The organism is Streptomyces sp. NPDC020362, assembly GCF_040642095.1.
In the GTDB taxonomy this organism is placed as follows: Bacteria; Actinomycetota; Actinomycetes; order Streptomycetales; family Streptomycetaceae; genus Streptomyces.
Genome location: NZ_JBFAET010000128.1, coordinates 1 through 25,756 on the forward strand (window position 1 = coordinate 1; position 25,756 = coordinate 25,756).

Sequence of the window (25,756 nt, forward strand, 5' to 3'; positions counted from 1 at the left end):
GCAGCGGGTAGTCGCAGGCCTCGGCGAGCTGCCGGTACGCCTCGATCATCACGACCGGGTCGTTGTGCTTGACCGAGATCTTGATGTCCCGGAAGCCGTGCTCCTCGAAGAGGGAGGCCTCCCACAGGGCCGACTCGACCAGGGCCTCGGGGGTCGCCCTGCCGTACTTCTGCAGCAGGCGGCGGTCCAGGGAGCCGGCGTTGACACCGATCCGGATCGGCGTGCCGTGGTCCTTCGCGGCCCGCGCGATCTCCTTGACCTGGTCGTCGAACTGCTTGATGTTGCCCGGGTTGACGCGGACGGCGGCGCAGCCGGCCTCGATGGCGGCGAAGACGTACCTGGGCTGGAAGTGGATGTCCGCGATGACCGGGATCTGCGACTTGCGGGCGATGGTCGCGAGAGCGTCCGCGTCGTCCTGCGTGGGGCAGGCGACGCGGACGATCTGGCAGCCGGACGCAGTCAGTTCCGCTATCTGCTGCAGGGTGGCGCCGACGTCCGACGTCCGGGTCGTCGTCATCGACTGCACCGGCACCGGGGCTCCGCCCCCGACCGCCACCGGCCCGACTTGGATCTGCCGCGACACGCGCCGCGGCGCGACAGGCCGGGCCGGTACCTCGGGGACGCCCAAGGGAACGGCGGTCATGGCGTCACTCCCGGTTTCCGGAGACGGTCTCGCGCATCGCCCGCAGCGACTCCTTCAGGGAGCCCATGGTGGCGAGGACGGCGGTGGGCTCGTAGCCGCAGTGCGCCATGCAGTTGGCGCAGCGCGGGTCCTTGCCCCGGCCGTACTTGTCCCAGTCGGTCTTCTCGACGAGTTCGCGGTACGTCGGCACGTACCCGTCGCTCATCAGGTAGCACGGGCGCTGCCAGCCGAAGAGCGAGTAGTTCGGGATCGCCCACGCGGTGCACGGGAAGTCGACCTTGCCCTCCAGGAAGTCCAGGAAGAGCGGGGAGTGGTTGAGCCGCCAGCGCCTGCGGTTGCCGCCCGCGAAGGCCTTCCTGAACAGCTCGCGGGTCTGCTCCACGCCGAGGAAGTGCTCCTGGTCGGGCGCCTTCTCGTAGGCGTAGGCGGGCGAGATCATCATCTCGTCCACGTGCAGGTCGTCATTGAGGAAGTTGAGCACCTCGATGATCGTCTGCGGGGTGTCGGTGTTGAAGAAGGTCGAGTTGGTGGTCACCCGGAAGCCGCGCCGCTTGGCCTCCTTGATGGCCTCCACCGCCTCGTCGAACACGCCCTCCTTCGCAACGGATTCGTCGTGCCGCTCGCGCAGCCCGTCGATGTGCACCGCGAACGCGAAGTACGGCGAGGGCGTGAACTTGTCCATCTTCTTGCGCAAGAGCATGGCGTTGGTGCACAGGAAAACGTATTTCCTCCTGGCCACCAGCTGGCGCACGATCTCGTCGATCTGGGGGTGCATCAACGGTTCTCCACCCGCGATGGACACCATCGGCGCACCGGATTCCAGCACCGCACCCACCGCCTGGGCCACCGGCATGCGCTGCTTGAGGACCCCGGCCGGATGCTGGATCTTCCCGCAGCCCTCGCACTTGAGATTGCAGGCGAAGAGCGGTTCCAGCTCGACGATGAGCGGAAACTTGTCCCGCCTGCGGATCTTCTGTTCAGCCAGGTATGTAGCGACCTTGATGGACTGACGCAGCGGCATGGCCATCTGGCTCACCTCCGGGGGAGCAGCAAAGAACGGTGCCATTCATGAAATGCGGGAAGTACAGAACGAAGAACGCGGAAAGCTGATATTCCACCGCGCACCGTGCCGATCCGGACGAGTTCATGTTCTGGAGCGTCCACGACCACCCGTACGGCCGCAACCGGGCGCTCGCCTGCGCGGACGGCGCTCAGGAGCGTGGCCGCCGACTCCATGTCGACCGCGATCGCGCCGGTCGCGAGCAGGTCGGACCGCTGCGGACCGCGCACCACATGGTCGGAGCCGGTGAGCGGACCGGTGTGCACGGTGCGCCCGGGCAGGATGCGCGCGAGTTCCTCGACCAGCAGGTCGGTGCCCACGCACGGGACGGTCCCGCGCGGGTCCCGGGTCTCCTCGGCGACGACCAGGTCGCCGGGGTGCATGCCGGGGGCGAGCCCGGCGCAGAACCCGGTGGCCAGCACGGCCGCGCCGGCCAGGGCCGGCTCGGCCAGGTGCCGGACGACGGAGCGTTCCGCCGCCCTGGGTCCCATCCCCGTACGGACGACGGTGAACGGCCCGCCGGCACCCCACTTCTTCGGTTCGGCTCCGCGGCGCTGAAAGCCGGTGGCGGGAGTCCGAGCGTGCTCAGCCCCTCCTCCGTCGGGACCTCCGCGTGCTCGGCCTCCCGACACCGCCGCGCCCCTGCGCCCCACGCCCCGGTCGCCGGTGCGCAGGGCGAGGTGTTCGATGCCGAGCGCGCAGGCGATCAGCAGCGGGGCCGGGGCGGGCTGGGGTCTCATTCAGCGCCCCTTGGCCTCGGCGAGCGGCCTCCTGCCTGCGGGGAGGTGCTGGTCGAAGGGGTCGCCGTGCAGGTACCGGCCGAGAGCGGTGAGCGGGAAGACCTGCCGGTAGAGGTGGTAGTTGATGGAGAAGTCCCAGGGGAAGCCGGTGCCGGTGAAGTACGGCTCGTCCCAGGATCCGTCCTCGCGCTGGGTCTCGGCCAGCCACCGGATGCCGCGCTCGACGGCCTTGGAGTCCTTCTCCCCCGCCGCGAGCAGCGCCATCAGCGCCCAGGCGGTCTGGGAGGCCGTGGAGGCACCACGTCCGCTCCACTCCTTGACGTACTTGTAGGAGCGCAGGTCCTCGCCCCAGCCGCCGTCGTCGTTCTGGACGCTCTCCAGCCAGGCCACGGCGCGCCGGACGGCGGGGTGGGAGCCGGGCAGGCCGGCCGCGGTGAGGGCGGGCACCACCGAGCCGGTGCCGTAGATGTAGTTGACACCCCAGCGGCCGAACCACGAGCCGTCCTGCTCCTGTTCGGCCAGCAGCCACTCGATGCCGCGCCGGGTCCGCGGGTCGTGGGCGAGGCCCTCGGCGGCGAGCATCTCCACGACGTGCGCGGTGACGTCCGCGGAGGGCGGGTCGATGACCTCGCCGAAGTCGCAGAACGGCAGCCGGTTCGGGAACGGGCTGGTGTTGTCGACGTCGAAGGCGCCCCATGCGCCGTTCTTCGACTGCATCCCGAGGTTCCAGCGGACCGCGCGTCCGATCGCCCGGTCGACCCGCTCGGGGTCGTGGTGCCTGACGCGGCGCAGCGCGAGGGCGACCTCGGCGGTGTCGTCGATGTCGGGGTAGTTGTCGTTGTGGAACTCGAACGCCCAGCCGCCGGGCGGCAGCCCGGGCCGCTTCACGGCCCAGTCGCCGGGCCGGACGATCTCCTCGCCGAGCATCCAGTCGGCGGCCCTGACCAGCTGCGGATGGTCGGCGGGCAGTCCGGCGTCGATCAGTGCGATGGCGGCGAGGCAGGTGTCCCACACCGGGGACTGGCAGGCCTCGATCATCCGGGCACCGTCCTCGCGCCACACGGCGAAACGGTCCAGCGACGCGAGGCCCTCGCGCATCACCGGGTGCTCCAGGTCGTAGCCGAGCAGGTGCAGCGCGATGACCGAGTACACGGCGGGCGGCTGGATGCCGCCCCAGCAGCCGTCGTTCTCCTGCCGCTCGATGATCCAGCGGGCCGCGGAGTTCATCGCGGCTCTGCGCAGCCTGCGCGGGGCGACCTTGCGCAGCTGGTGCAGCGCCTTGTCCAGACGCTGGAAGGCGCCGTCCCAACTGGCCACCGGGGCAAGCGGCTTGGCCGGGTTGGGGTCGGCAGGGTCGGTGTGCAGCTCGTCCAGCGGGAAGGGGGCGGGGCGGACCGGGCGCTTGGCCGAGACGATCGTCAGCGGCACGATGGTCTGACGGGCCCAGCATCCGAAGTCGTAGATGTTGAGCGGCATCCAGCTGGGGAAGTAGATCAGCTCCGGCGGGAGTTCGGGGAGGTCCTCCCACTTCCACCAGCCGAACAGGGCGAGCCAGATCCGGGTGAAGACCCGGGCGGCGGCGATGCCCCCGCGCTCGCGGATCCAGGCCGAGGCCCTCGCCATGTGCGGGGCGTCGGGCGCGTCACCGGCCAGCCGGAGGGCGACGTACGCCTCGATGGTCGCCGAGAGTTCGCCGGGGCCGCCGTAGAAGGTGGCCCAGGTGCCGTCCTCGCGCTGTTCACCGCGGATGAACAGGGCAGCGGCCTGTGTGGTCTCCTCGTCGCGGATCCCCAGGAACTGACGGAGCAGCAGGTCCTCGGCGTCCATGGTGACGTTCGTCTCGAGGTCGCCCTTCCACCATCCCTGGGCGTCCTGCCGCGCGAGCAGGAGGTCGGTGGCCCGCCGTGCGGCGCGTTCGGCGACTTCTTGTACCCCGGCCGCCGCGGGGGTGGTGATGTCGGTTTCGCTGGCCGAGGCTGCGCGGGGCGGCAGGGTCGCCCCGGTGCTTCCGTCGGTCGTCGCTGTCATGGCTTCCCCTTCGTGCAGTCGTACGAGTCGTGCTGCTGTGGGTCCGCCGTCGGCCGGTGTCCGTCGTCCCTCGACACCGGCCGGCGACTACGCGAGGGCTATTCGACCGATAGTGATCATCTCTTTCGTACGACGACGAAGTCGGCGAGCGCCGTGAAGGCGGCCCGTACCTGCTCGGGCATGTCGACGGCGTCGAGGGCTTCGACGGCGATGACGTGCTGACGGCGCGCTTCCCCGGCCGTCCACTCGCGGCCGCCCGCCTCCTCGATGAGGGCGGCGCGGGCCGCGAACTCCTCCTCGGAGAAGGTCGCGAAGTCGCTGCTCTTGGCGTCGGCGGCGAGGATCTCGCCGAGCCGCTCGGAGGCGGAGCCGCCCGCCGCGAGGGCGGCCACCACCGGCAGGGACTTCTTGCGCTGACGCAGGTCGCTCCAGGTCTGCTTGCCGGTGGCCCCGGGGTCGCCCCAGATGCCGAGGAGGTCGTCCACGGCCTGGAAGGCGAGGCCCAGGTGATAGCCGTACTTCTCCAGCGCGTCCGCGGTGCGGTCGTCGGCGCCGCCGAGCACCGCGCCGATGGAGCTGGAGGCGGCGAGCAGGGCGCCGGTCTTGTTGCCCTCCATCTCCAGGCACTCCTCGACGCTGACGCGGTCGCGGTGCTCGTAGGAGATGTCCTGCGCCTGACCGTCGATCAGGGCGCGGGTCGCGGTGGTCAGCCGACGGGTGGCGCGGCCGGCCTCGACGGTGCCGAGTTCCAGCAGGATCTCGTTGGCGAGGGCGAACAGGGCGTCGCCGACCAGGATGGCCTGGGCGGGGCCGTGCACCTTCCAGACGGTGTCGCGGTGGCGGCGCTGCTCGTCGCCGTCCATCAGGTCGTCGTGCAGCAGTGAGAAGTTGTGGACCAGTTCGACGGCCACGGCACCGGGGATGCCCACCTCGGGCGCGGCGCCGGTGACCTCGGCGGAGAGCACGGCCAGGGCGGGGCGCACGGCCTTGCCGCCGTCGCCGTCGGCCGGGTTGCCCGCGGCGTCGATCCAGCCGAAGTGGTAGGCGGCGACGGTGTCCATGGGAGACGCGAGGCGGTCGACGGCCGCACGCAGCACCGGTGTGGCCAGGGTCCGGCCGCGCTCCAGAAGCGCGGGCACGTCCGCCGCCGTCCTCCGATCGGGCGTCGAGGCCGGGGGCACAGTGGGCACAGTCTCTCCTCTATTTGCGGTACCGGGGGTGCGGGGGCCCGCCGCCGGCTGCTGATCGACCTTCACCGGATCTCACCTCGCGTGGAAGCGCCGGTGCGCTCCGGTTGCCGGCCGATGGTCCGGTGGTCGTCCCCCGGGCCGGTGCAGTGGGCCGCCTCCTCGAACTCGAAGAGATGGCGGGGCCGGGGCCGGCCCAGGGCGCTCAGCGCGGCGTCGGCCGCGCTCACTCCGCTGCGGACCGCACTCTCCATGGTCGCGGGCCACCCGGTGGCGGTCCACGCTCCGGCCAGGTACAGGCCGGGGGCCTTGGTGCGGGCGCCGGGCCGCAGCCGCCCGACACCGGGGGTGGGGGCGAACGTGGCCGTGCGCTCCCGGGTCACGAAGAAGTCCTTCACCACCGCGCCGCGGGCGCCCGGGATCAGGCGCTCCAGCTCGGGCAGGTAGCGCTCACGCAACGCGGCGACCGGCGCGTCGATCTCGTCCTGTGCGGCCGACTGGGACAGCGCCAGGTACTGCCCCTCGGCGAGCCCGGAGGCGTCGGTGCGGTCGAAGACCCACTGCACCGGAGTGCCCAGGGCGGCGAAGAAGGGCCTGGCGAGCACCTTGCGGTCGTAGACGACATGCACGTTGAGGATGGGCGCGGTGCCGATCCCGAGCAGCTGCTCGGGGGCGTCGAGGGCACCGGGCGGCAGCAGGTCATGGGTCTCGCGCTGGGGTACGGCGAGGACGACCGCGTCGGCTCGGAGCGTCTCGCCGGGAACCTGAACGCTCCAGGTCCCGTTCTCGTTGGTAGAGACGGAGGTGACGCGTGTACGGACCTCGGTACGGACGCCCGCGGAGTCGAGCGCCTTGCGGGCCAGCCGGTCGTGCAGTTCGCCCAGCGGGACGTGGGCCCAGCCGATGTCGGCCGCGCCCGGGTCGGACAGCAGACCGGTCTTGAACACCATCGCGGCGAGCCCCAGTGAGGCGTCGCCCGCGACCGCGTTGAGGGTGGCGACCCCGACCAGGTCCCACAGGGCCTCGATGGCACGCGCCGACTGGCCGTGAGCGGCCAGCCAGCTGCCGAAGTCCTGGGTGTCCAGGGTCGGATCGGCGAGGTCGAGCCCCTTGAGCGCGAGCGCGGCACGCCCGACCGCGGCACGCTCGGCCAGTGAGAGATGCGGATAGGCGGCCAGGCTGCGCCCCAGGTGGAGGGGGACGGGCAGCGGGTCGCGCCGCAGCCTGCCGAGCCGCCTGCCCTCGGGCTTGGCGACGTCGACGACGGGCACGTCGAGGCGGTCCTGCAGCGGTGCCAGCGCCGCGCCCTCGATCCGGTCGAGGAACCAGCGGTAGGCGGTGCAGCAGCGCAGGTACACGTGCTGGCCGTTGTCGACGGTCAGCTCGCCGCGCTGGAAGGAGAAGGCGAGGCCGCCCAGCCTGGGCCTGCCTTCGAGCAGGGTGACACGGACACCCGCGTCGGCGAGCGCGAGCGCCGCGGTGATCCCGGCGAGGCCGCCGCCGACCACGACGGCGCTGCGGCCTGCCGTGGCCGCCGGTCGCAGGGTGTTGGCGTGCGCCTCCTCGGTGCGCGAGCCGTCGCTCATCGTCCGTCCTTCCGTGCGTGCCGGGCGTGCAGGTTGAACGGTGCACGGTCGGCCGTCGCAGTCAGGGACGCCACGCCGCAGTGGAGGGTTGCCCGCCGCGGCGGGCTCTCGGAGCCGGGCTGGTCCACGGGGTCCATCAGGCGCGCCTCCTGACGGTTCGCCGGGACGCGTGCCGGGCGTCGAGCCCCGACAGGCCGCGCACGGCGACGTAGGCCTTCTCGCGTCCGGGCAGCGAGACCCGGCCGCGCAGCACGGCCTCCGGTTCGCGCTCGATCCGGTCCAGCAGCCGGCGGTAGATGCCGGCCATGGCGGCCACACAGGCGCCGCTGCGCCGGTCGAGCATGGGCAGCAGCCGGTAGCCCTCGGCGAAAAGGGCACGGGCCCGGCGCACTTCGAAGTGGACGAGCCCCGCGAAGTCGGAGCCCTCCGGCGGCGTCGGCCCGTTGAACCCGGCCGAGCAGCCGAACTTGGCGAGGTCGTCGGCGGGCAGATAGGTACGGCCGCCCTCGGCGTCCTCGCGGACGTCCCGGAGGATGTTGGTGAGCTGGAGGGCGAGACCGAGGGTGTCGGCGTACTCGGGTGCGCGCTCGGCGCCGCGCGCCCCCGGTTCCGTACCGAACACGCCCAGCGAGAGGCGGCCGATGGCGCCGGCCACACAACGGCAGTAGACCTTCAGGTCGTCCCAGGTCTCGTAGGTCTCCCCGCGCACGTCCATCTGGACGCCGTCGATCAGCTCGTCCAGACCGCCGAGCGGGATCGGGAAGGCATCGGCGGCGTGGGTGAGCGCGACGGCCACCGGATCGGTGTCGTCCTCCTCGACCCCGCCCTCGCGGACGCGGGTGAGCAGCGCACGGGTGTCCTCCAGCCGCTTCACCTTGACCTCGCCCGGCAGGTCGCCGTCGCCGATGTCGTCGACACGCCGGGAGAAGGCGTACAGCGCCGACATGGCGCGGCGCTTGGGCGTCGGCAGGAGCCTGATGCCGTACGCGAAGTTGCGGGCCTGCTGCCCGGTCACGGCCTCGCAGTAGCTGTAGGCGGCGAGTACCGGTGCGGACATGTGCGGTGGAGAATCCACAGTCCGGATCACCCCTCTCCTCGCAGGATCACGCCCACCTCACGCAGCAACTGGACCTTGCCGGGTCTGGGCGGGCCGGGAAGTACGTCGTATTCGGCGGCGGCGATCGCCCGGACCGCCGCCCTTCCCCCCGCCACGAACCCTGCGAGCAGCAGCTTCAACCTGCCGTGGACGCTACCCACCAGGGGGGCGCCTTCATTCAGCAGATCGCGGGCGCGTTGCGCTTCGTATGCAACCAGGGCGCGCACCGATGCGCCCGCGGTTTTCGCCGCGAGATCGGTTTCCTGGACGTGGAAGCGCTTCATGTCCGTGGCGGGCAGATAGATCCGGTCGCGGGCGAGGTCCTCGGCGACGTCCTGGACGTGCTCGACGATCTGTAGGGCGATGCAGATCGCGTCGGAGAGACGGTTCCTCTCGGTGGTCGCGGTGCCCGTGACGGCGAGGACGAGACGGCCGACCGGGTTGGCGGACAGTTCGCAGTAGGCGAGGAGGTCGTCGTAGGTCTCGTACCGGGTGACAAGCTGGTCCTGGCGGTTGGCGGCGATCAGGCCGAGGAACGGCTCGGGAGTGAGGGAGCAGCGGCGGACGGTGGGCTGCAGGCGGCGCAGCAGGGGGTGGCGGGGCGTGCCGTCGAAGACACGCCGCAGGTCGGCCTCGAAGGCGTCGAGGAGGACGAGGCGGTCCCCGGCCTCGGCGGCGGACACGCCCAGGATGCGCGCGTCGGCTCCGCCGGGGGCCAGATCGCCGTCGCCGATGTCGTCCACGAGGCGCGCGAAGCCGTACACGGCCATGAGGTCGTCGCGCCAGGCGCGGGGCAGGAAGAAGGGGGCCACGGGGAAGTTCTCGCTCGCGGCCTTGTCCAGGGTGGCGCGCTCCAGGTCCTGCGCCGTGTCGGTTCCCGTCACCGCGCGCTGCCCGTGGCGGGGACGGCACATGCTGCGTTGAGCTGGGGAGTTTCCGTAGCCATTGCCGTCACATCTCCCGTTCTACACTGCCGATCCAATACACACTATTTCGGACACGCCGCCCGGCCTGGCGCCGGATTTCCCCGCGCAGGGTGTCGCGCATTATCGCCCCACTTGCCGCTTTCCGGGACCGGTACAGCTTACGTTGTACAACGCAGCGCGGTCGGGCGGGGTGTCCTCCGCATCACAACAACACACCGATTGGCGTCAAGATTCCCAAGTCCAGAGCGAGTTGGCGTTTCCTCCGCAGACGCAGGGCCTCACCGGAGGGTTCCGGCGAGGCCCTGACCCAATCGGGGGTTACTTGCCCGTGAACTTCTCGTATTCCTTGAGGACCTCTTCGGTGGGCCCGTCCATGCGCAGTTCGCCGCGCTCCAGCCACAGGACGCGGTCGCAGGTGTCGCGGATGGACTTGTTGTTGTGGCTGACCAGAAACACCGTGCCGGCATCCTTGCGCAGCTCCCGGATGCGTTCCTCGGAGCGCTTCTGGAACTTGCGGTCACCGGTGGCGAGCGCCTCGTCGATCATGAGGACGTCGTGGTCCTTGGCCGCGGCGATGGAGAAGCGCAGCCGGGCGGCCATGCCGGAGGAGTAGGTGCGCATCGGCAGGGTGATGAAGTCGCCCTTCTCGTTGATGCCCGAGAAGTCGACGATGTCCTGGTAGCGCTCCTTGACCTGCTCGCGGGACATGCCCATGGCGAGACCGCCGAGGATGACGTTGCGCTCGCCGGTCAGGTCGTTCATCAGGGCGGCGTTCACACCGAGCAACGAGGGCTGGCCGTCGGTGTAGACCTTGCCCTTCTCGGCGGGCAGCAGGCCGGCGATGGCGCGCAGCAGCGTGGACTTGCCGGAGCCGTTGGAGCCGATAAGGCCGATCGCCTCGCCGCGGTAGGCGACGAAGGAGACACCGCGCACGGCGTGGACCTTGCGCACCCCGCGCGCTGCGTCGTCGGACCCTCGCTTGAGGATGCGGCTGAGGGCGGCCGTCGCGCTGCCCTTGCCGGTCTTGGCGCCGTTGACCCGGTAGACGATGTGCAGGTCGTCCGCGATGACCGTCGGGCGCGGGTCCCTGGTGTTCTGCTCAGCCACGGCCGTACCTCTCCTCCGCCTTCCAGAAGTACACGAAGCCGCCCACGAAGACGACCACGGCCCAGAACAGGGCGATGGCCCACACGTGCGGCGGCAGGTTCGAGGCGCGGTACCCGTCGATCAGCGCGTAGCGCATCAGGTCCATGTAGATGGCGGCCGGGTTGACCTGGAGCAGCCGGACCGCCAGCTCGGACCGGCCCTCCATCATCTTGTTGATGGAGAACATGACACCGGACGTGTACATCCAGGTGCGCAGGATGAACGGCATCAGCTGGGCGAGGTCCGGCGTCTTGGCGCCCATGCGGGCCACGATCAGCGCGAGCCCGGTGTTGAACAGGAACTGCAGCAGCAGGACCGGCACGATCAGCAGCCAGGAGGCGCTCGGGTAGCTGCCGAAGCCGATCGCGACGACGAACAGCACGATCATCGAGAAGAGCAGCTGCTGCAGCTGCTGCAGCGAGAAGGAGATGGGCAGCGAGGCACGCGGGAAGTGCAGGGCACGCACCAGGCCGAGGTTGCCGGAGATCGCGCGGACGCCGGACATCACCGAGCTCTGCGTGAAGGTGAAGACGAACACACCCGTGACCAGGAACGGGATGTACACGTCCTTGGACATGCCCCGGCTCGCGTGCAGGATGACGCCGAAGATGAAGTAGTACACGGCCGCGTTCAGCAGCGGCGTCGCCACCTGCCACAGCTGACCGAGCTTCGCCTGGCTGTACTGCGCCGTCAGCTTCGCCTGCGAGAAGGCGAGGACGAAGTGGCGCCGCCCCCAGAGCTGACGGACGTACTCGACGAGGGAGGGCCGGGCACCGCTCACGGCGAGCCCGTACTTGACGGCGAGCTGCGCCGCCGTCAGTCCCTCGTCGGGTGACGGGGCCGCGGTCACCGCGACACCGCCGTCATGCGTTGTCTCACTCACAGGAGGAAGCTTTCGTCTTCGAGTACGTCATGTGCGTCATCTACGTCGTGTGCGTCGTATGTGTCGTGTGCGTCGATCGAATGCGTCGGATCCGTCCCCGGGCGCACCCGCGGTGCACGGCCCCGCACCGTCGAGCTTGTCAGATCACCGGGGGCCGGCCCAGTCGGGTGAGCCGCCACACCGTACGCCAGCGCATCGGGCGACGCGGGCCGCACGGACTGGTCCAGCCCTCCTTGAAGCCGCCGAACCAGGCCTTCAGGGCCGGTACCGAGGGGCGGCGCAGCAGGGTGAGCAGCAGCCAGACCCCGAGGTAGACGGGGACCAGGAGCGCGGGCAGGTTGCGGCGGGCCAGCCAGACCCGGTTGCGGGCGACCATGCGGTGGTACACCGCGTGCCGCGAGGGTGCGGTCGTCGGGTGGTACAGGACCATGTCGGACCGGTAGTCGATCATCCAGCCCGCGTCGAGGGCCCGCCAGGCCAGGTCGGTCTCCTCGTGGGCGTAGAAGAATTCGTCCGGGAGAACGCCGGCCTCGGCGAAGACCTGGGTGCGGACGGCGTTGGCGCCGCCGAGGAACGTGGTGACCCGGGAGGAGCGCATCGGGTCGGAGGCGCGCAGCCTCGGAACGTGCCGGCGCTGGGTCTCGCCCGTGTCCGGGTCGGCGATGCGGAAGCTGATGATGCCGAGCTTCGGGTCGGCCTCGAACGCCTGACGGCACAGCTCGGCGGTGTCGTGGCGGGCGAGCAGGCCGTCGTCGTCGAGGAAGAGCAGTATGTCGACGTCGCGGCCGCCGGCACCGAAGGCCTCTATGCCGACGTTGCGGCCGCCGGGGATGCCCAGGTTCTCGGGCAGTTCTATGGTCCGTACGCCCTCGGGGACGTCCGGGACGGGCGAGCCGTTGCCGACGACGACCGCCTCGATGCGGTCGCCGTCCTGCTTGGCGACCGAGTCGAGCAGGGCACGAAGCTCCTCGGGCCGGTTGCCCATGGTGATGATGACCGCGCCGACCTTCATGCCGCTCACCTCAGCCTGCTGGAGGCGAGGATGGACACCAGGTGCAGCACGGTCTGCAGCAGGGCGATGCCGGCGAGGACGGCGGTGCCGAGCCGGGTGAAGAACAGGTCGCCGTGGATCTGGTCCGCGATCGCGAGGACCAGGATCAGCAGCGAGGCCTCGATGCCGAGGATGAGCCGGTGGAACTTCAGGGCCGCGGCGGCCCGGCGGGCCAGCGCCATGCCGGAGGAGCGCGGCTCGGACGCGGCCTCCTTGACCGGGGGCATGCCGGCCTGGTGCCGGGCCACGCCGACCAGGTCGGTCTCGGCCTTGATGAGGATGGCGCCGAGGGCGGCCAGGGTGCCGAGGAAGGCCCACAGCCAGTCGATGCGCCCGCTCCCCCACGGGTCGGCGGCGCGCAGGCCGAGGCCGACCAGGACGGCCGCGTCGGTCAGATAGGCGCCGACGCGGTCCAGGTAGACCCCGCCGAGCGAGTACTGCTTCTTCCAGCGGGCGATCTCGCCGTCGACGCAGTCCAGGAGCAGGTACAGCTGGGTCGCGACCACGCCGAGCACGGCGCCCGCGATCCCCGGCACCAGCAGGGCCGGGGCCGCGAGCACGCCGCAGACGGTCATCAGGTACGTGAGCTGGTTGGGCGTGACCCTGGTGTTCACCAGGTAGCGGTCGATGCGCAGGGACACCTCGCGCATGTAGAGGCGTCCCGCCCAGTGCTCACCGCTGCGCCGGTCCTTCACCCCGGCGGGGTGAACGACCGGACGGAGTTCAGCTACCGATGGCCTTGACATAGTCGGCGTAGATGTCCTTGATCTGGTTCGTCTTGAGGTCGAGGTGTTCGAGGATCGTGTAGCGGCCGGGTCTGGTCTCCGGGGCGAACTCCACGGCGCGGACGAACTCGTCCACCGTGAAGCCGATCTCCTCCGGAAGCACCGGCAGCCCGTGCCGGCGCAGCACCTCGGCCATGTACGCCGCCTCGTCGTGTGCGCCGCGCAGGAACATCGCGAAGGCGGCGCCGAGGCCGCACTGCTCGCCGTGGGCGGCCGCCCGCTTGGGGAACAGCAGGTCGAAGGCGTGGTTGATCTCGTGGCAGGAGCCGGAGGCGGGCCGGGAGTCACCGGAGATCGACATGGCGATACCGGTGAGGACCAGTGCCTCGGCGAGCACCTGGAGGAAGTCGTTGTCGCCGATACCGCCCGGGTGCCGCAGCACGGCCTCGCCGGCCTGCCGGGCCATCGCCGCGGCCAGACCGTCGATCTTCTCACCGTTGACGCGGTTCGACAGCTCCCAGTCCGCGATCGCGTTGATGTTGGAGATCGCGTCGCCGATGCCCGCCCGGACGAAGCGGGCCGGGGCCTCGCGGATCACGTCCAGGTCGATGACGACCGCGATCGGGTTGGGCACGCCGTAGGAGCCGCGCCCCGCGTCGTTGTCGAGGGTGGCGACCGGCGAGCACAGACCGTCGTGCGCGAGGTTCGTCGGTACGGCGACCAGCGGGAGGCCGACCCGGGCCGACGCGAACTTGGCACAGTCGATGATCTTGCCGCCGCCGAGTCCGACGACCGCGTCGTAGTGTCCGGACTTCATCTCGCCGGCCAGCCGGACCGCGTCGTCGAGGGTCCCGCCGCCGACCTCGTACCAGCTGGCGCCGGGCAGCGAGGGGGCGATGCGCTCGCGCAGCTTCGCGCCGGAGCCGCCGCTGACCGCGACGGCGAGGCGGCCCGACTGCGCGATGCGCTCGTCGGCGAGGACGCCGGCCAGATCGTCCAGGGCACCCGGGCGGATGTCCACGACGACCGGCGAGGGGATGAGCCGGGTCAGTAGCGGCACGCGATCTCCCGGCCCTTGGCGAGGTCGTCGTGGTTGTCGATCTCGACCCACTGGACATCGCCGATCGGGGCGACGTCGATCTTGAAGCCGCGGTTCACCAGCTCCTGGTAGCCGTGCTCGTAGAACTGCTGCGGGTCGGTCTCCCAGACCGTCTTCAGCGCGTCGGCCAGATCGGCGGCGGCGTCGCCCTCGATCAGGGTGACCCCGATGTACTCACCGGTGGCCTCGGCCGGGTCCATCAGCTTGGTGATCTTCCGGACGCCCTTGTCGGGATCCACGACGACCTTCATCTCCTCGTCGGCGAGGGACTTCACGGTGTCCAGCGCGAGGATGATCTTCTTGCCCTCGCCACGGGCCGCGAGCAGCGTCTTCTCGACGGAGACCGGGTGGACGGTGTCGCCGTTGGCGAGGATCACGCCGTCCTTGAGGGCGTCACGGCCGCACCACAGGGAGTAGGCGTTGTTCCACTCTTCGGCCTTGTCGTTGTCGATGAGGGTGATCTTGAGGCCGTACTTCGCCTCCAGGGCCGCCCTGCGCTCGTACACGGCCTCCTTGCGGTAGCCGACGATGACCGCGACCTCGGTCAGACCGATCTCGGCGAAATTGCCGAGCGTGAGGTCGAGCACAGTGATCGAGTCCTCTATGCCGGCCGGGCCCACGGGCACCAGAGCCTTCGGAAGGCTGTCGGTGTAGGGGCGCAGACGCCGTCCGGCGCCGGCCGCCAGCACGAGGCCGATCATGCGGGTTCTCCTTCGTCGTGTACGGCGGGCGCCCCAGCGGACACCCAGAAGCGGATGCTCTCGACGAGCACCACCAGGGCGACGGCCACGGCGAGAACCGTGAGCGCGACCTTGAACTGCGAGGCGGTGAGCAGCGCGGCCAGCACGGTGACGAGCAGCGTCCGCCCTTCCTGCCCCCCGATGGCGCGCACCAGCCAGGCCGGCGGCGCTCCGGCGTTGCCGCGGATGCGGTACACCGTGTCGTAGTGATGGTAGGCGACGGCGGCCACCAGTCCGAAAGCCGCAGGAAGTGCCCCGTTTACCCCGGCTTTACCGGCCAGGGCGAGGACGGTGCCGTACTCGGCGGCCCGGAACAGCGGCGGGATCAGCCAGTCGAGGGCGCCCTTGAGGGGGCGTGCGACGGCGAAGGCCGAGGTGAGGACGTACACGGCGGCGCCGATGACCGGCAGCACCCCGCCGAAGCCGGAGAGCGCGGAGCAGGCCACGACCACGGCGCCGCCCAGGAACGCGACGGCGGGGACGGCGAGGCCAGGCAGGCCCCGCTTGACCACGCGCGTCAGGCTGTCGACGAGCGGGCCCGAGTCGGCGAGGTCCGCCAGCGCCCGCGCCGCCCGGTCGGTCCTCTTCGCCTTGCGGGTCAGCGACCGCAGCACCCGGCCCGCCGTGGTGTACGTCGCGGCGAAGGCGCAGCCGACGAGCAGCACGGACAAGGTGATGCGCGGGGTGGTGGCCGCGGTGAGGACGGCGATCATCGCCCACCGCTCGCCGATGGGCAGGACTATCATCCGCCGCACCCAGACCGTCCAGCCGACGCTGTCCAGCTTGCCGGAGAGGGCCGCGGTGGGGCTGGTGTTGGCGGTGGCGTCGTGGTTGGCCTCGTTGAAGGAGAAGTCGACCACATGCCGGCAGGTCTGCAGGATCATCGCGCCGAGGGCGAGGGCCCACACGTCGTCGCCGCCGCGGGCCGCGCCCACGGCGAGCCCGGCGTAGTAGGCGTACTCCTTGGCCCGGTCGAAGGTGGCGTCCAGCCAGGCGCCGAGCGTGGAGTACTTCAGGGCGTAGCGGGCGAGCTGGCCGTCGGTGCAGTCCAGGACGAAGGACGCGATCAGGAGCACGCCGGCCGCGATGAAACCGGCCCGGGTGCCCGTCGCCGCGCAGCCCGCCGCGATCAGGGCGGTGAGCAGCGAGGCGGTGGTGACCTGGTTGGGGGTCAGGCCCCTGCGGGCGCACCAGCGGGCGATGTAGCGCGAGTACGGGCTGATGAAGAACGTGGTGAAGAAGCCGTCGCGGGACTTCACGGCGGACTTCAGGCGTATGGCCTCGTCGTCGACGGCGGCGACGGCCTGCCGGGCCTCGTTGCGGGTCTGCGGGTCGTCCGGGACGGCGGCGACCAGGCTGCCCAGCTCGGGCCGGTGGATCTCGCTGCCGTCGGTGTCGAGGGCGGTGACGATGCGGTCGGCGAGGCTGTCGACGGCTACGGCCGTGCCCGATCCGGCAAGGGCCTCACGGGCCAGGGCGCGGGTCAGCGCCTGGCGGGCGGCCGGCTGGGCGGTGAGGGCGCCCGGGACGGCGGCGAGGTCGAAGCGCGGGTCGGTGAGGCCGAGCCGCAGTGCGTGCAGGTGGCCGACGAAGCGGGCGTCGACCAGGGCCACGCGCCGGTCGGCGGGGACGGAGGCCAGCAGGGTCTCCGCCTCGGTGGCGTCGGTGGCCGTCCGCACGTCGAAGCCGAGCGACCGCAGATCGTTCTCGAGGGACGATCCCGGGACCGGCTGACCGGTGACGATGGCGGTCGGCAACCGAACTCACTCCCTGGGGCCCGGCGCGTCGGCGCCGGTCATTAGCGTGGTGGGGCGCCCCTGACCTGCGGCACCCTGGCGGCATGTCGGCAGAGGGTATCCGATGGGCACAGGCCCGCGTTCATCGGGCGTTCACGGCCCGGACCACGGGGACTGCCCCGGCCTTTGCCGCGATCATCATCGGTGATCCGGGGCCCGCCCCACAAACTCCGGTCGCAGACCCGGGCATCCTCCGGCATCACGGACATGGGGCCGCGGCGGCATAGGGTGGGCGACCATGACGTGGCTGATCACCGGCGGAGCCGGATACATCGGGGCGCATGTGGCACGGGCCATGGCCGGCGCCGGGGAGAGCGTCGTCGCGCTGGACGACCTGTCGGCCGCCGTGCCGGAGCGGCTCCCGGCCGACGTCCCACTCGTCGCGGGCTCGACCCTGGACGGGGACCTGCTCAAGCGGGTCTTCGCGGAGTACGGCGTGACGGGTGTGGTGCATCTCGCGGCGCGCAAGCAGGTCGGCGAGTCCGTGGCCCGGCCGACCCGCTACTACCGGGAGAACGTGGGCGGTCTGGCCACCCTCCTGGACGCCGTCGCCGAGGCGGGGATCGGTCGCCTGCTGTTCTCCTCGTCGGCCGCCGTGTACGGCAACCCGGACGTGGAGCTGATCACCGAGGACACCCCCTGCGCGCCGGTGAACCCGTACGGCGAGACCAAGCTGGCCGGGGAGTGGCTGGTCCGGGCGGCGGGCCGGGCACACGGGATCGAGACGGTGTGCCTGCGCTACTTCAACGTGGCGGGCGCGGCGGCGCCCGAACTCGCGGACACAGGTGTGTTCAACATCGTGCCGATGGTCTTCGACCGGCTCACCCGCGACGAGGCCCCACGGATCTTCGGCGACGACTATCCGACGCCTGACGGCACCTGCATCCGGGACTACATCCACGTGGCCGACCTCGCCGGGGCACATCTCGCGGCCGTTCGCCGGCTCGCCCGGGGCGACTCCGGGGGCGACCTCACCCTGAACATCGGGCGCGGCGAGGGCGTCTCCGTACGCGAGCTGATCACGGTCATCGGGGAGGTCACCGGCGACCGGCGGGTGCCGGTGGTCGAGGGGCGCCGCCCGGGGGACGCGCCGCGTGCGGTGGCCTCGGCCGAGCGGGCCGCCGAGGCGCTCGGCTGGCGGGCCCGGCGCGGGGTGCGCGAGATGGTCGCCTCGGCCTGGCAGGGCTGGCTGCTGCACCACGGCAAGTGATCCGCGCAATGCCCTGACCGGCGATTCGTTTCCGCAGCTCAGGGCACATGACAACGGTGTTCGGTGCCGCGTTGCCCGATACCCCCCACCCGTAGTTCACTGTCAGCCCGGGCAGAACACGGAAGGGGCGGCATTCATGGGGGCAGGGCACGACCACGGGCATGCGCACACCCACGCGCCCCCCACGGGAACGGCCGCCGCCGCATACCGCGGCCGGCTGCGGGTCGCGCTGGGCATCACGCTCACGGTCATGGTGGTCGAGATCGTCGGCGGTCTCGTCGCGGACTCGCTCGCCCTGGTCGCCGACGCGGCGCACATGGCCACCGACGCGGTGGGTCTGGGCATGGCGCTGCTCGCCATCCACTTCGCGAACCGCCCGCCGAGCACCAACCGCACCTTCGGGTACGCGCGCGCCGAGATCCTCGCCGCCCTGGCCAACTGTCTGCTGCTGCTCTGCGTCGGCGGCTACGTGCTGTTCGAGGCCGTCCAGCGGTTCGTCACCCCCGCGGACACCCGGGGCGGCCTGATGATCGTCTTCGGTCTGATCGGTCTGGTCGCGAACGGCATCTCGCTCGTCCTGCTGATGCGTGGCCAGAAAGAGAGCCTGAACGTGCGCGGCGCCTTCCTCGAGGTGGCCGCGGACGCGCTGGGCTCGGTGGCGGTCCTGGTCTCGGCCACGGTGATCCTGACCACGGGCCGGCAGGCCGCCGACCCGGTCGCCTCGCTGGTCATCGGCCTGATGATCGTCCCAAGGACACTGAAACTGCTGCGCGAGACGCTGGACGTGCTGCTGGAGGCGGCCCCGAAGAACGTCGACATGGCGGACGTACGGGCGCACATCCTGGCCCTGGACGGCGTGGAGGACGTGCACGACCTGCACGCCTGGACCATCACCTCGGGCATGCCCGTGCTGTCCGCGCACGTGGTGGTCAGCACGGAGGTGCTGAACGCCATCGGCAACGAGAAGATGCTGCACGAGCTGCAGGGCTGCCTGGGTGACCACTTCGACGTGGAGCACTGCACCTTCCAGCTGGAGCCGAGCGGGCACGCGGAGCACGAAGCACGCCTGTGCCATTAACCGTACGCACACTTGTACGAAGTTCCAGGACGGTTCCCGGCCAGGGGCGCCGGGCACGATGATCTACCGGGTCCCACTCCGGCGCCGCCCCGGGCAGGACATGCCACACGTGCCGGGAAGTGCCGGGAGTGCCGGATTCGTACGGCAGACTTGGGGTGCGAAGACCGAGGCTAAGGATGGGTATGCCGATCACACCTGCCACCGAGACGCACAGCTCGTCGAACGGCACCGCAGAGGCGATTTTGCTGGAACTGGTCGACGAGAAGGGCATGACGATCGGCACCGCGGAGAAGCTCGCCGCGCACCAGCCGCCGGGGCAGCTGCACCGGGCGTTCTCGGTGTTCCTCTTCGACGAGCAGGGCCGGCTGCTGCTCCAGCAGCGGGCGCTCGGCAAATACCACTCCCCCGGCGTGTGGTCCAACACCTGCTGCGGCCACCCCTACCCCGGCGAGGCGCCGTTCTCGGCGGCGGCCCGGCGGACGTACGAGGAGCTGGGCGTGTCGCCGTCACTGCTGGCGGAGGCGGGCACGGTCCGTTACAACCATCCCGACCCCACCTCGGGCCTGGTGGAGCAGGAGTACAACCACCTGTTCGTCGGCATGGTGCAGGCTCCGCTGGCGCCGGACCCGGCGGAGGTCGGATCGACCGCGTACGTGACGGCGGCCGAGCTGGCCGAGCGGCACGCCCGGGACCCGTTCTCGACGTGGTTCATGACCGTGCTGGACGCGGCACGCCCGGCGATCAGGGAACTGACGGGCGAGTCCGCGGGCTGGTAGGCCCGGAGTACGCCCCGGCCGGCTCCCTACGACAGGGGCGCGGGCTTGAGCGGCAGGGCGGCCCAGATCACCTTGCCGCCGCCGGCCGTGTGCTCCACGTCGACCGCCCCGCCCGCCTCCCGGGCCACCTCGCGGACCAGGAGCAGCCCCCGGCCGCCGGTCCGGCCGTGGTCGGCCTCCAGGGCGGTCGGGCGGTAGGGGTGGTTGTCCTCCACCGACACACGCACCCACTCGGCGCCGACGGCCACCTCCACGGCGAGCATCGGCGACAGCAGCGCCGCATGCCTGACCGCGTTCGTGACCAGCTCGGAGACGATCAGCAGCAGGCCGTACACCAGCTCGTCGGAGGCCGGTACGCCCTGGCGCAGCAGCAGGTCCCGTACGGCGTGCCGGGCCTGCGGGACCGAGGCGTCCACGGCGGGCGCGGTGAACCGCCAGACTCCCTCGTACGGCAGTGGATCGGGCGGCCGCTCGGCGCCCCCCGCTGGGCGCGGGCCGTCCCCGCGCCCGTGGTTGTCCATCGTCCGGTCGCCACCCTCGCGCTCGATTGTCACCACACATCGAGTGTTGGTAACGATGTGCTCCGCACCACAGGACTGAACAGAAGTCAGCGCTTATCGAGCACTTCTGACCGCGTGCGTATGACAAGGGCAGTTGTAGGACCGCTCCTGTCCCCCTGACGCCGGTTCACGAACTATTCGTGTTGTGGGAAAAGCCCCTGGGGACGCGGGGCCGCATCGCTGCGCGGCTCCGCCGGGCAGGCGCGACCGGCCACCACGGGGCCGCGGTCGCCGGACCGGACGGCCCGCCCGCCCCGTGAACGCCCCCGATAGCATCCAGCGCATGGATCCCCAGCTCTCGCACCACGTCGCCGACTCCGTCGCCACGGTCGTCATCCGTCACCCGGCCAAGCGCAACGCCATGACGGCTGCGATGTGGCGGGCCCTGCCGCCGCTGCTGGACGAGCTGGCCGGCGATCCCGGGGTACGGGCCCTCGTGCTGACCGGCGAGGGCGCGACCTTCTGCGCGGGGGCGGACATCTCCACGCTCCAGGGGTCGTCCGCCGAGGCGCAGGGGCTGGCCGTTGCGGCGGAGGAGTCCCTCGCCGCATTTCCGAAGCCGACGCTCGCCGCGGTGCGGGGCCACTGTGTGGGAGGCGGCTCCCAGCTCGCGGCGGCCTGCGACCTGCGGCTGGCGGAGGAGGGAGCACTGTTCGGGGTGACACCGGCGAAGCTCGGGATCGTCTATCCGGCCTCGTCCACCCGGCGGCTGGTGTCCCTGGTGGGGCCGGCCACCGCCAAGTACCTCCTGTTCACCGCCGAGTTGATCGATGCCGACCGGGCCCTGCTCACCGGGTTCGTGGACGAGGTGCTGCTCGAGGGCGAGCTGGACAAGCGGGTCGCCGAGCTGACCCGGATCCTGGTGTCCCGTTCCCAGCTGACCCAGGCCGCCGCGAAGGAGTTCGCCAACGGCCGTACGGACCGGGACGCCCACTGGACGGAGCAGGCGCGCGGCAGCGGCGACACCGCGGAGGGGGTCGCCGCCTTCCTTGAGCGCAGGCAGCCGCGCTTCACCTGGAGCGCGTCTGCTTCGGACTGAAGCGGCTCTGCCTGCGGAACTCCTCGACCAGGTGCGCGGGCGCCTTCTGCGGGGAGCCGGCGTCGTAGGGCGGCTGCGGGTCGTACTCGGTCAGCAGCTGGACGGCCTGGGCGTGTTCGTCGCCCGCGATCCGGCCGACCAGGGTGAGACCCATGTCGATGCCGGAGGAGACGCCCGCGGCGGTAACGTACTTGCCGTCGGTGACGACCCGCTCGCCCGTCGGTTCGGCGCCGAACTGCTCGAGCACGTGCAGCGCCGCCCAGTGGCTGGTGGCGCGCCGGCCCTCGAGCAGACCGGCGGCGGCGAGCAGCAGCGAGCCCGAGCAGACCGAGGTCGTCCAGGTGGTCGTCGCGTCGACGGCGCGCAGCCAGTCGAGCAGGGCGGGGTTCTCCAGCTGTTCGGTGGTGCCGGGGCCGCCGGCGACCACGACGATGTCGGGGCTCGTCACCTCGTCGAAGGACTTGTCCGCGGTGACGGCCAGGAAGCCCGTGTCGGTGCGGACGGGGCCGGGGCGCTCGGCGACGAAGTCGACCCGGACGTCCGGGAGCCGGGCGAGGATCTCGTAGGGCCCCACGACGTCCAGGGCGGTGAAGCGGTCGTAGACAACCATCGCGATGTGCATACGGATTCCTTTCGGTGATGCCGTCCCGGTGTGCGGCCGGTTCAGCGGGCGGATGCCGGGTGGAAGCGCCTGCGGTACTCCGCGGGCGGGGTGCCGAGCGACCTGAGGAAGGCGCGCCGCATGGCCTCGGGGGTGCCGTAGCCGCTCGCGCGGGAGATCTCCTCGATGCCGTCGGAGGTGTCCTCCAGGAGCCGGCGGGCGTGTTCCAGGCGGACACGGTCGACGTAGCGGCCGGGCGTCATACCGGTCTCCTCGCGGAAGGCACGGGCGAAGTGGCGCGGCGAGAGCCGGGCGCGGGCGGCGAGCGATTCGACCGTCAGGTCACCCGCGGGGTGCTCGGTGATCCACTGCTGCACGTCCCGGAGGGGCTCGCGCTGCGCGGTCTGGGCGGCGAGCTGGGCGCTGAACTGCGCCTGGTTGCCGGGGCGGCGCAGAAAGACCACCAGGTGCCGGGCGACGTCGAGCGCGACGCCCCGGCCCAGGTCCTCCTCGACGAGGGCCAGGGCGAGGTCGATGCCGGAGGTCACGCCCGCCGAGGTGGAGACGTCTCCGTCGCGCACATAGATCGGCTCGGGGTCCACCTGCACGGCCGGGTGGTCGCGGGCGAGCTTGTCGCAGTAGGCCCAGTGGGTCGTCGCCCGTCGGCCGTCGAGCAGCCCCGCGGCGGCCAGCAGGGCCGCTCCGGTGCATACGGAGACGAGGCGCCGCGCGCGCGGGCCGTGCGTGCGCAGCCAGGCGGTCAGCCGCGGATCCGGGATGCGGGTGCCCGGGCCGCCGGGGACCAGCAGGGTGTGCGGTTCGGGCGCCTGCGCGAGCGCCTCGTCCGGTACGAGGGTCAGACCGCTGGAGGTGCGCACGGGGCCGCCGTCCAGGGAGGCCGTGCGGATGCGGTACGTCCCGGGCGTGTGCTGCTCGGCACCGGCGAACACCTCCAGGGGCCCGGTGACGTCGAGGCTCTGCACACCGTCGAAGAAGACGAAGAGAAGCGTTCGCTGCCGCATGTCTTCGATTCTTCGAGGATCGGAGCACGGCCGCAATGCCGAGATTCCCACCTTTCCTGCCATGCCCCGTGGGCGCGCCGGACGGGTCGGCGCATGCGCAGTGTGCAGCCCCGTGTGCGGTGCGCTGTCGGGTACGGTGTCCGGGCTCCACGCGGCACGGCGGCCCGCCGGGGCGCCCTGATCCCCGGTTGTCGGTGTCACCTGCCACAATTGCCGCGCAACCTCAGTGGAGAAGGCGGTACGGGATCGTGACGACACCCCTCGTAGGGTCCATCGAAGGCAGGATCGCCGAGGAACTCGGCGTACGGGAGCGGCAGGTGAAGGCCGCGGTGGAGCTGCTCGACGGCGGTTCGACGGTGCCCTTCATCGCCCGCTACCGCAAGGAAGCGACCGAGATGCTCGACGACGCGCAGCTGCGCACGCTCGAGGAGCGGCTGCGCTATCTGCGGGAGCTGGAGGAGCGGCGGACCGCGATCCTGGAGTCGGTGCGCGAGCAGGGCAAGCTCACCGAGGAGCTGGCTGCGCAGATCCGGGGCGCTGAGACCAAGGCCCGGCTCGAGGACATCTATCTGCCCTACAAGCCCAAGCGGCGGACCAAGGCGCAGATCGCGCGCGAGGCAGGGCTGGAGCCGCTGGCCGAGGGTCTGCTGGGCGACCCGACCGTGGAACCCCTCGCCGCCGCTGCCGCGTTCGTCGACTCCGACAAGGGTGTCGCCGATCCGCAGGCCGCGCTGGAGGGCGCGCGGGCCATCCTCACCGAGCGGTTCTCGGAGGACGCCGACCTGATCGGCGAGGTGCGCGAGCGCATGTGGGTGCGCGGGCGGCTGGCCGCCAAGGTGCGGGAGGGCAAGGAGGAGGCGGGCGCCAAGTTCGCCGACTACTTCGACTTCGCCGAGCCGTTCACCGAGCTGCCCTCCCACCGGATCCTGGCGATGCTGCGCGGCGAGAAGGAGGAGGTCCTGGACCTCGTCCTGGAGCCGGAGGAGCCCACCGACGGGCCCTCCTCGTACGAGGGGATCATCGCCGCGAAGTTCGCCATCGGCGATCGCGGCCGTCCCGCCGACAAGTGGCTGACGGACACGGTCCGCTGGGCCTGGCGCACCCGGATCCTGGTGCACCTCGGCATCGACCTGCGCCTTCGGCTGCGGACGGCCGCCGAGGACGAGGCGGTCAACGTGTTCGCGGCGAACCTGCGGGACCTGCTGCTGGCCGCTCCCGCCGGCACGCGCGCGACGCTGGGCCTGGACCCCGGCTTCCGTACGGGTGTGAAGGTCGCGGTGGTCGACGCCACCGGCAAGGTCGTCGCCACGGACGTGATCTACCCGCACGTCCCGGCCAACAAGTGGGACGAGGCGATCGCCAGGCTCGCCCGGCTCGCGAAGGAACACGCGGTCGATCTGGTCGCCATCGGCAACGGCACCGCCTCCCGCGAGACCGACAAGCTCGCCGGTGAACTCATCTCCAAGCACCCGGAGTTGAAGCTCACCAAGGTGATGGTGTCCGAGGCGGGCGCGTCCGTGTACTCGGCGTCGCAGTACGCCTCGCAGGAATTCCCCGACATGGACGTGTCGCTGCGCGGCGCGGTCTCCATCGCCCGCCGGCTGCAGGACCCGCTGGCCGAGCTGGTGAAGATCGACCCGAAGTCGATCGGTGTCGGCCAGTACCAGCACGACCTGTCCGAGGTGAAGCTGTCCCGCTCGCTGGACGCGGTCGTCGAGGACTGTGTGAACGGCGTCGGCGTGGACGTCAACACCGCCTCCGTGCCGCTGCTGTCGCGGGTGTCGGGCATCTCGTCCGGTCTCGCCGAGAACATCGTGGCGCACCGGGACGCGAACGGGCCGTTCACCTCGCGCTCCGCGCTGAAGAAGGTCGCGCGGCTCGGTCCGAAGGCGTACGAGCAGTGCGCGGGCTTCCTGCGGATCCGGGGCGGCGACGACCCGCTGGACGCCTCCAGCGTGCACCCGGAGGCGTATCCGGTGGTGCGGCGCATGGTGAAGACGGCGGGGCAGGAGGTCGCCTCCCTCATCGGCAACACCGGTGTGCTGCGCTCGCTGCGGCCGGCGGACTTCGTGGACGACACGTTCGGTCTGCCGACGGTCACCGACATCCTGAAGGAGCTGGAGAAGCCGGGGCGTGACCCTCGTCCCGCCTTCAAGACGGCCACCTTCAAGGAGGGCGTGGAGAAGATCTCCGACCTGTCCGCCGGGATGGTCCTGGAGGGTGTGGTCACGAACGTGGCGGCCTTCGGGGCGTTCGTGGACGTCGGTGTCCACCAGGACGGGCTGGTGCACGTCTCCGCGATGTCCAAGACCTTCGTCAAGGACCCGCGCGACGTGGTGAAGCCCGGGGACATCGTCAAGGTCAAGGTGCTCGACGTGGACATTCCGCGCAAGCGCATCGCATTGACGCTCCGGCTGGACGACGAGGCCGCCGCGCAGGGGCAGGGGGGCGGCGGCCGACAGCAGCGTGGGGGCGGTGCCCGGCCGCCTCAGCAGCGGCAGGGACAGGGACAGCGGCAAGGACAGGGACAGCGGCAGGGCCGTGGTGGGGGTGACCGCGGTGGGCGTCAGGCGGCCGCGCCGGCCAACAGCGCGATGGCCGATGCTCTGCGGCGGGCGGGGCTGCTGGATCCCAAGCGCGGGGGCCGTGGCTGAGGCCGGTTCCACCCCGGGCGCGTGTCTTCCCACCGCCCATCCGTCTTGAGTCGAGCGCCACCCCTACGGGGCTCCGCCCCGGACCCCCGCCGGGCGCGCCGCCCCCCCCA

General features: G+C 71.3%; 24 protein-coding genes. 5 read left to right on the forward strand and 19 right to left on the reverse strand.

Annotated elements, in window-relative coordinates; genetic code table 11:
• The 16 genes from AB0H32_RS32770 to AB0H32_RS32845 form a co-directional block, all read right to left on the reverse strand.
• Positions 1-643, reverse strand: a 643-nt coding sequence (locus AB0H32_RS32770; protein WP_361128140.1) for a flavodoxin-dependent (E)-4-hydroxy-3-methylbut-2-enyl-diphosphate synthase, incomplete at its 3' end; no start/stop codon positions are given.
• Positions 644-647: 4 nt separating this feature from the next.
• Positions 648-1,670 carry an adenosyl-hopene transferase HpnH gene (gene hpnH / locus AB0H32_RS32775; RefSeq protein WP_361128143.1) on the reverse strand — a complete coding sequence of 341 codons (1,023 nt, stop codon included), beginning with the start codon at positions 1,668-1,670 and terminating at the stop codon, positions 648-650.
• 5 nt (positions 1,671-1,675) lie between these two features.
• Positions 1,676-2,443, reverse strand: coding sequence for a 1-hydroxy-2-methyl-2-butenyl 4-diphosphate reductase (locus AB0H32_RS32780; RefSeq protein WP_361128146.1), 768 nt, complete (start codon positions 2,441-2,443; stop codon positions 1,676-1,678).
• Positions 2,444-4,471: a squalene--hopene cyclase gene (shc, locus tag AB0H32_RS32785; protein ID WP_361128149.1), complete on the reverse strand. Its 2,028-nt coding sequence runs from the start codon at positions 4,469-4,471 to the stop codon at positions 2,444-2,446. It lies immediately after the preceding gene.
• Between the two features lie 116 nt (positions 4,472-4,587).
• Entirely contained in the window at positions 4,588-5,652 is a 1,065-nt protein-coding gene (locus tag AB0H32_RS32790; protein ID WP_361128201.1) for a polyprenyl synthetase family protein, read from the reverse strand.
• 71 nt (positions 5,653-5,723) lie between these two features.
• The gene (hpnE, locus tag AB0H32_RS32795; protein WP_361128152.1) at positions 5,724-7,244 is read right to left on the reverse strand and encodes a hydroxysqualene dehydroxylase HpnE; all 1,521 of its coding nucleotides are present in this window, start codon (positions 7,242-7,244) and stop codon (positions 5,724-5,726) included.
• A complete protein-coding gene (locus tag AB0H32_RS32800) occupies positions 7,241-7,381 on the reverse strand; it encodes a DUF6380 family protein (protein WP_361128155.1) in 141 nt (46 codons plus the stop codon). The genes hpnE and AB0H32_RS32800 overlap by 4 nt, the downstream gene beginning before the upstream one ends.
• Positions 7,381-8,331 carry a presqualene diphosphate synthase HpnD gene (gene hpnD / locus AB0H32_RS32805; RefSeq protein WP_361128158.1) on the reverse strand — a complete coding sequence of 317 codons (951 nt, stop codon included), beginning with the start codon at positions 8,329-8,331 and terminating at the stop codon, positions 7,381-7,383. The genes AB0H32_RS32800 and hpnD overlap by 1 nt, the downstream gene beginning before the upstream one ends.
• Positions 8,328-9,224 carry a squalene synthase HpnC gene (hpnC, locus tag AB0H32_RS32810; RefSeq protein ID WP_361128161.1) on the reverse strand — a complete coding sequence of 299 codons (897 nt, stop codon included), beginning with the start codon at positions 9,222-9,224 and terminating at the stop codon, positions 8,328-8,330. Before hpnC ends, hpnD begins: the two co-directional genes overlap by 4 nt.
• Positions 9,225-9,584: 360 nt before the next feature.
• Positions 9,585-10,373, reverse strand: a complete 789-nt coding sequence (locus AB0H32_RS32815; protein WP_361128164.1) for an ABC transporter ATP-binding protein — start codon at positions 10,371-10,373, stop codon at positions 9,585-9,587.
• Positions 10,366-11,295, reverse strand: coding sequence for an ABC transporter permease (locus AB0H32_RS32820; RefSeq protein ID WP_361128167.1), 930 nt, complete (start codon positions 11,293-11,295; stop codon positions 10,366-10,368). The genes AB0H32_RS32815 and AB0H32_RS32820 overlap by 8 nt, the downstream gene beginning before the upstream one ends.
• 139 nt (positions 11,296-11,434) lie before the next feature.
• Positions 11,435-12,307 (reverse strand): glycosyltransferase, encoded by an 873-nt coding sequence (locus AB0H32_RS32825; protein ID WP_361128170.1) that lies wholly within the window; start codon positions 12,305-12,307, stop codon positions 11,435-11,437.
• Between the two features lie 5 nt (positions 12,308-12,312).
• Positions 12,313-13,092 (reverse strand): CDP-alcohol phosphatidyltransferase family protein, encoded by a 780-nt coding sequence (locus tag AB0H32_RS32830; protein WP_361128172.1) that lies wholly within the window; start codon positions 13,090-13,092, stop codon positions 12,313-12,315.
• Positions 13,070-14,131 carry an iron-containing alcohol dehydrogenase family protein gene (locus tag AB0H32_RS32835; protein ID WP_361128174.1) on the reverse strand — a complete coding sequence of 354 codons (1,062 nt, stop codon included), beginning with the start codon at positions 14,129-14,131 and terminating at the stop codon, positions 13,070-13,072. The genes AB0H32_RS32830 and AB0H32_RS32835 overlap by 23 nt, the downstream gene beginning before the upstream one ends.
• Entirely contained in the window at positions 14,119-14,871 is a 753-nt protein-coding gene (locus AB0H32_RS32840; protein ID WP_361128176.1) for a phosphocholine cytidylyltransferase family protein, read from the reverse strand. The genes AB0H32_RS32835 and AB0H32_RS32840 overlap by 13 nt, the downstream gene beginning before the upstream one ends.
• A complete protein-coding gene (locus tag AB0H32_RS32845) occupies positions 14,868-16,667 on the reverse strand; it encodes a DUF5941 domain-containing protein (RefSeq protein WP_361128178.1) in 1,800 nt (599 codons plus the stop codon). The genes AB0H32_RS32840 and AB0H32_RS32845 overlap by 4 nt, the downstream gene beginning before the upstream one ends.
• Before the next feature lie 277 nt (positions 16,668-16,944).
• Between AB0H32_RS32845 and galE the strand changes: the two genes are divergently transcribed.
• The 3 genes from galE to idi all read left to right on the forward strand — a co-directional run bounded on the left by galE (position 16,945) and on the right by idi (position 19,770).
• Positions 16,945-17,916 carry a UDP-glucose 4-epimerase GalE gene (gene galE, locus AB0H32_RS32850; RefSeq protein ID WP_361128181.1) on the forward strand — a complete coding sequence of 324 codons (972 nt, stop codon included), beginning with the start codon at positions 16,945-16,947 and terminating at the stop codon, positions 17,914-17,916.
• Positions 17,917-18,052: 136 nt separating this feature from the next.
• Complete coding sequence (locus AB0H32_RS32855; protein WP_361128184.1) at positions 18,053-18,994, forward strand: cation diffusion facilitator family transporter; 942 nt, start codon at positions 18,053-18,055, stop codon at positions 18,992-18,994.
• A 182-nt stretch (positions 18,995-19,176) separates the two neighbouring features.
• Positions 19,177-19,770 carry an isopentenyl-diphosphate Delta-isomerase gene (gene idi, locus AB0H32_RS32860; protein ID WP_361128187.1) on the forward strand — a complete coding sequence of 198 codons (594 nt, stop codon included), beginning with the start codon at positions 19,177-19,179 and terminating at the stop codon, positions 19,768-19,770.
• A 26-nt stretch (positions 19,771-19,796) separates the two neighbouring features.
• On the opposite strand, the gene AB0H32_RS32865 is transcribed toward idi, so the two are convergent.
• The gene (locus AB0H32_RS32865) at positions 19,797-20,291 is read right to left on the reverse strand and encodes an ATP-binding protein (protein ID WP_361128204.1); all 495 of its coding nucleotides are present in this window, start codon (positions 20,289-20,291) and stop codon (positions 19,797-19,799) included.
• 322 nt (positions 20,292-20,613) lie between these two features.
• Here AB0H32_RS32865 and AB0H32_RS32870 point away from each other — a divergent pair, with 322 nt between their 5' ends.
• The gene (locus tag AB0H32_RS32870) at positions 20,614-21,369 is read left to right on the forward strand and encodes an enoyl-CoA hydratase/isomerase family protein (protein WP_361128190.1); all 756 of its coding nucleotides are present in this window, start codon (positions 20,614-20,616) and stop codon (positions 21,367-21,369) included.
• On the opposite strand, the gene AB0H32_RS32875 is transcribed toward AB0H32_RS32870, so the two are convergent.
• Positions 21,341-21,991 (reverse strand): DJ-1/PfpI family protein, encoded by a 651-nt coding sequence (locus AB0H32_RS32875; protein WP_361128193.1) that lies wholly within the window; start codon positions 21,989-21,991, stop codon positions 21,341-21,343. The two genes, AB0H32_RS32870 and AB0H32_RS32875, sit on opposite strands and share 29 nt — an antisense overlap.
• A 41-nt stretch (positions 21,992-22,032) precedes the next feature.
• A complete protein-coding gene (locus tag AB0H32_RS32880) occupies positions 22,033-22,992 on the reverse strand; it encodes a GlxA family transcriptional regulator (protein WP_361128196.1) in 960 nt (319 codons plus the stop codon).
• Between the two features lie 248 nt (positions 22,993-23,240).
• Here AB0H32_RS32880 and AB0H32_RS32885 point away from each other — a divergent pair, with 248 nt between their 5' ends.
• Positions 23,241-25,646: a Tex family protein gene (locus AB0H32_RS32885; protein ID WP_361128198.1), complete on the forward strand. Its 2,406-nt coding sequence runs from the start codon at positions 23,241-23,243 to the stop codon at positions 25,644-25,646.
• The last annotated feature ends 110 nt before the right edge of the window (positions 25,647-25,756 follow it).

Excerpts from the sequence above, each read along its gene's own strand:
- hpnH (WP_361128143.1), bottom strand. The coding sequence starts at position 1,670 with ATGGCCATGCCGCTGCGTCAGTCCATCAAGGTCGCTACATACCTGGCT.
- AB0H32_RS32875 (WP_361128193.1), bottom strand. The coding sequence starts at position 21,991 with ATGCACATCGCGATGGTTGTCTACGACCGCTTCACCGCCCTGGACGTC.
- idi (WP_361128187.1), top strand. The coding sequence starts at position 19,177 with ATGCCGATCACACCTGCCACCGAGACGCACAGCTCGTCGAACGGCACC.
- AB0H32_RS32840 (WP_361128176.1), bottom strand. The coding sequence starts at position 14,871 with ATGATCGGCCTCGTGCTGGCGGCCGGCGCCGGACGGCGTCTGCGCCCC.
- AB0H32_RS32825 (WP_361128170.1), bottom strand. The coding sequence starts at position 12,307 with ATGAAGGTCGGCGCGGTCATCATCACCATGGGCAACCGGCCCGAGGAG.
- AB0H32_RS32800 (WP_361128155.1), bottom strand. The coding sequence starts at position 7,381 with ATGGACCCCGTGGACCAGCCCGGCTCCGAGAGCCCGCCGCGGCGGGCA.
- galE (WP_361128181.1), top strand. The coding sequence starts at position 16,945 with ATGACGTGGCTGATCACCGGCGGAGCCGGATACATCGGGGCGCATGTG.
- AB0H32_RS32855 (WP_361128184.1), top strand. The coding sequence starts at position 18,053 with ATGGGGGCAGGGCACGACCACGGGCATGCGCACACCCACGCGCCCCCC.
- AB0H32_RS32865 (WP_361128204.1), bottom strand. The coding sequence starts at position 20,291 with ATGGACAACCACGGGCGCGGGGACGGCCCGCGCCCAGCGGGGGGCGCC.
- shc (WP_361128149.1), bottom strand. The coding sequence starts at position 4,471 with ATGACAGCGACGACCGACGGAAGCACCGGGGCGACCCTGCCGCCCCGC.
- AB0H32_RS32870 (WP_361128190.1), top strand. The coding sequence starts at position 20,614 with ATGGATCCCCAGCTCTCGCACCACGTCGCCGACTCCGTCGCCACGGTC.
- hpnE (WP_361128152.1), bottom strand. The coding sequence starts at position 7,244 with ATGAGCGACGGCTCGCGCACCGAGGAGGCGCACGCCAACACCCTGCGA.
- AB0H32_RS32830 (WP_361128172.1), bottom strand. The coding sequence starts at position 13,092 with ATGTCAAGGCCATCGGTAGCTGAACTCCGTCCGGTCGTTCACCCCGCC.
- AB0H32_RS32880 (WP_361128196.1), bottom strand. The coding sequence starts at position 22,992 with ATGCGGCAGCGAACGCTTCTCTTCGTCTTCTTCGACGGTGTGCAGAGC.
- AB0H32_RS32780 (WP_361128146.1), bottom strand. The coding sequence starts at position 2,443 with ATGAGACCCCAGCCCGCCCCGGCCCCGCTGCTGATCGCCTGCGCGCTC.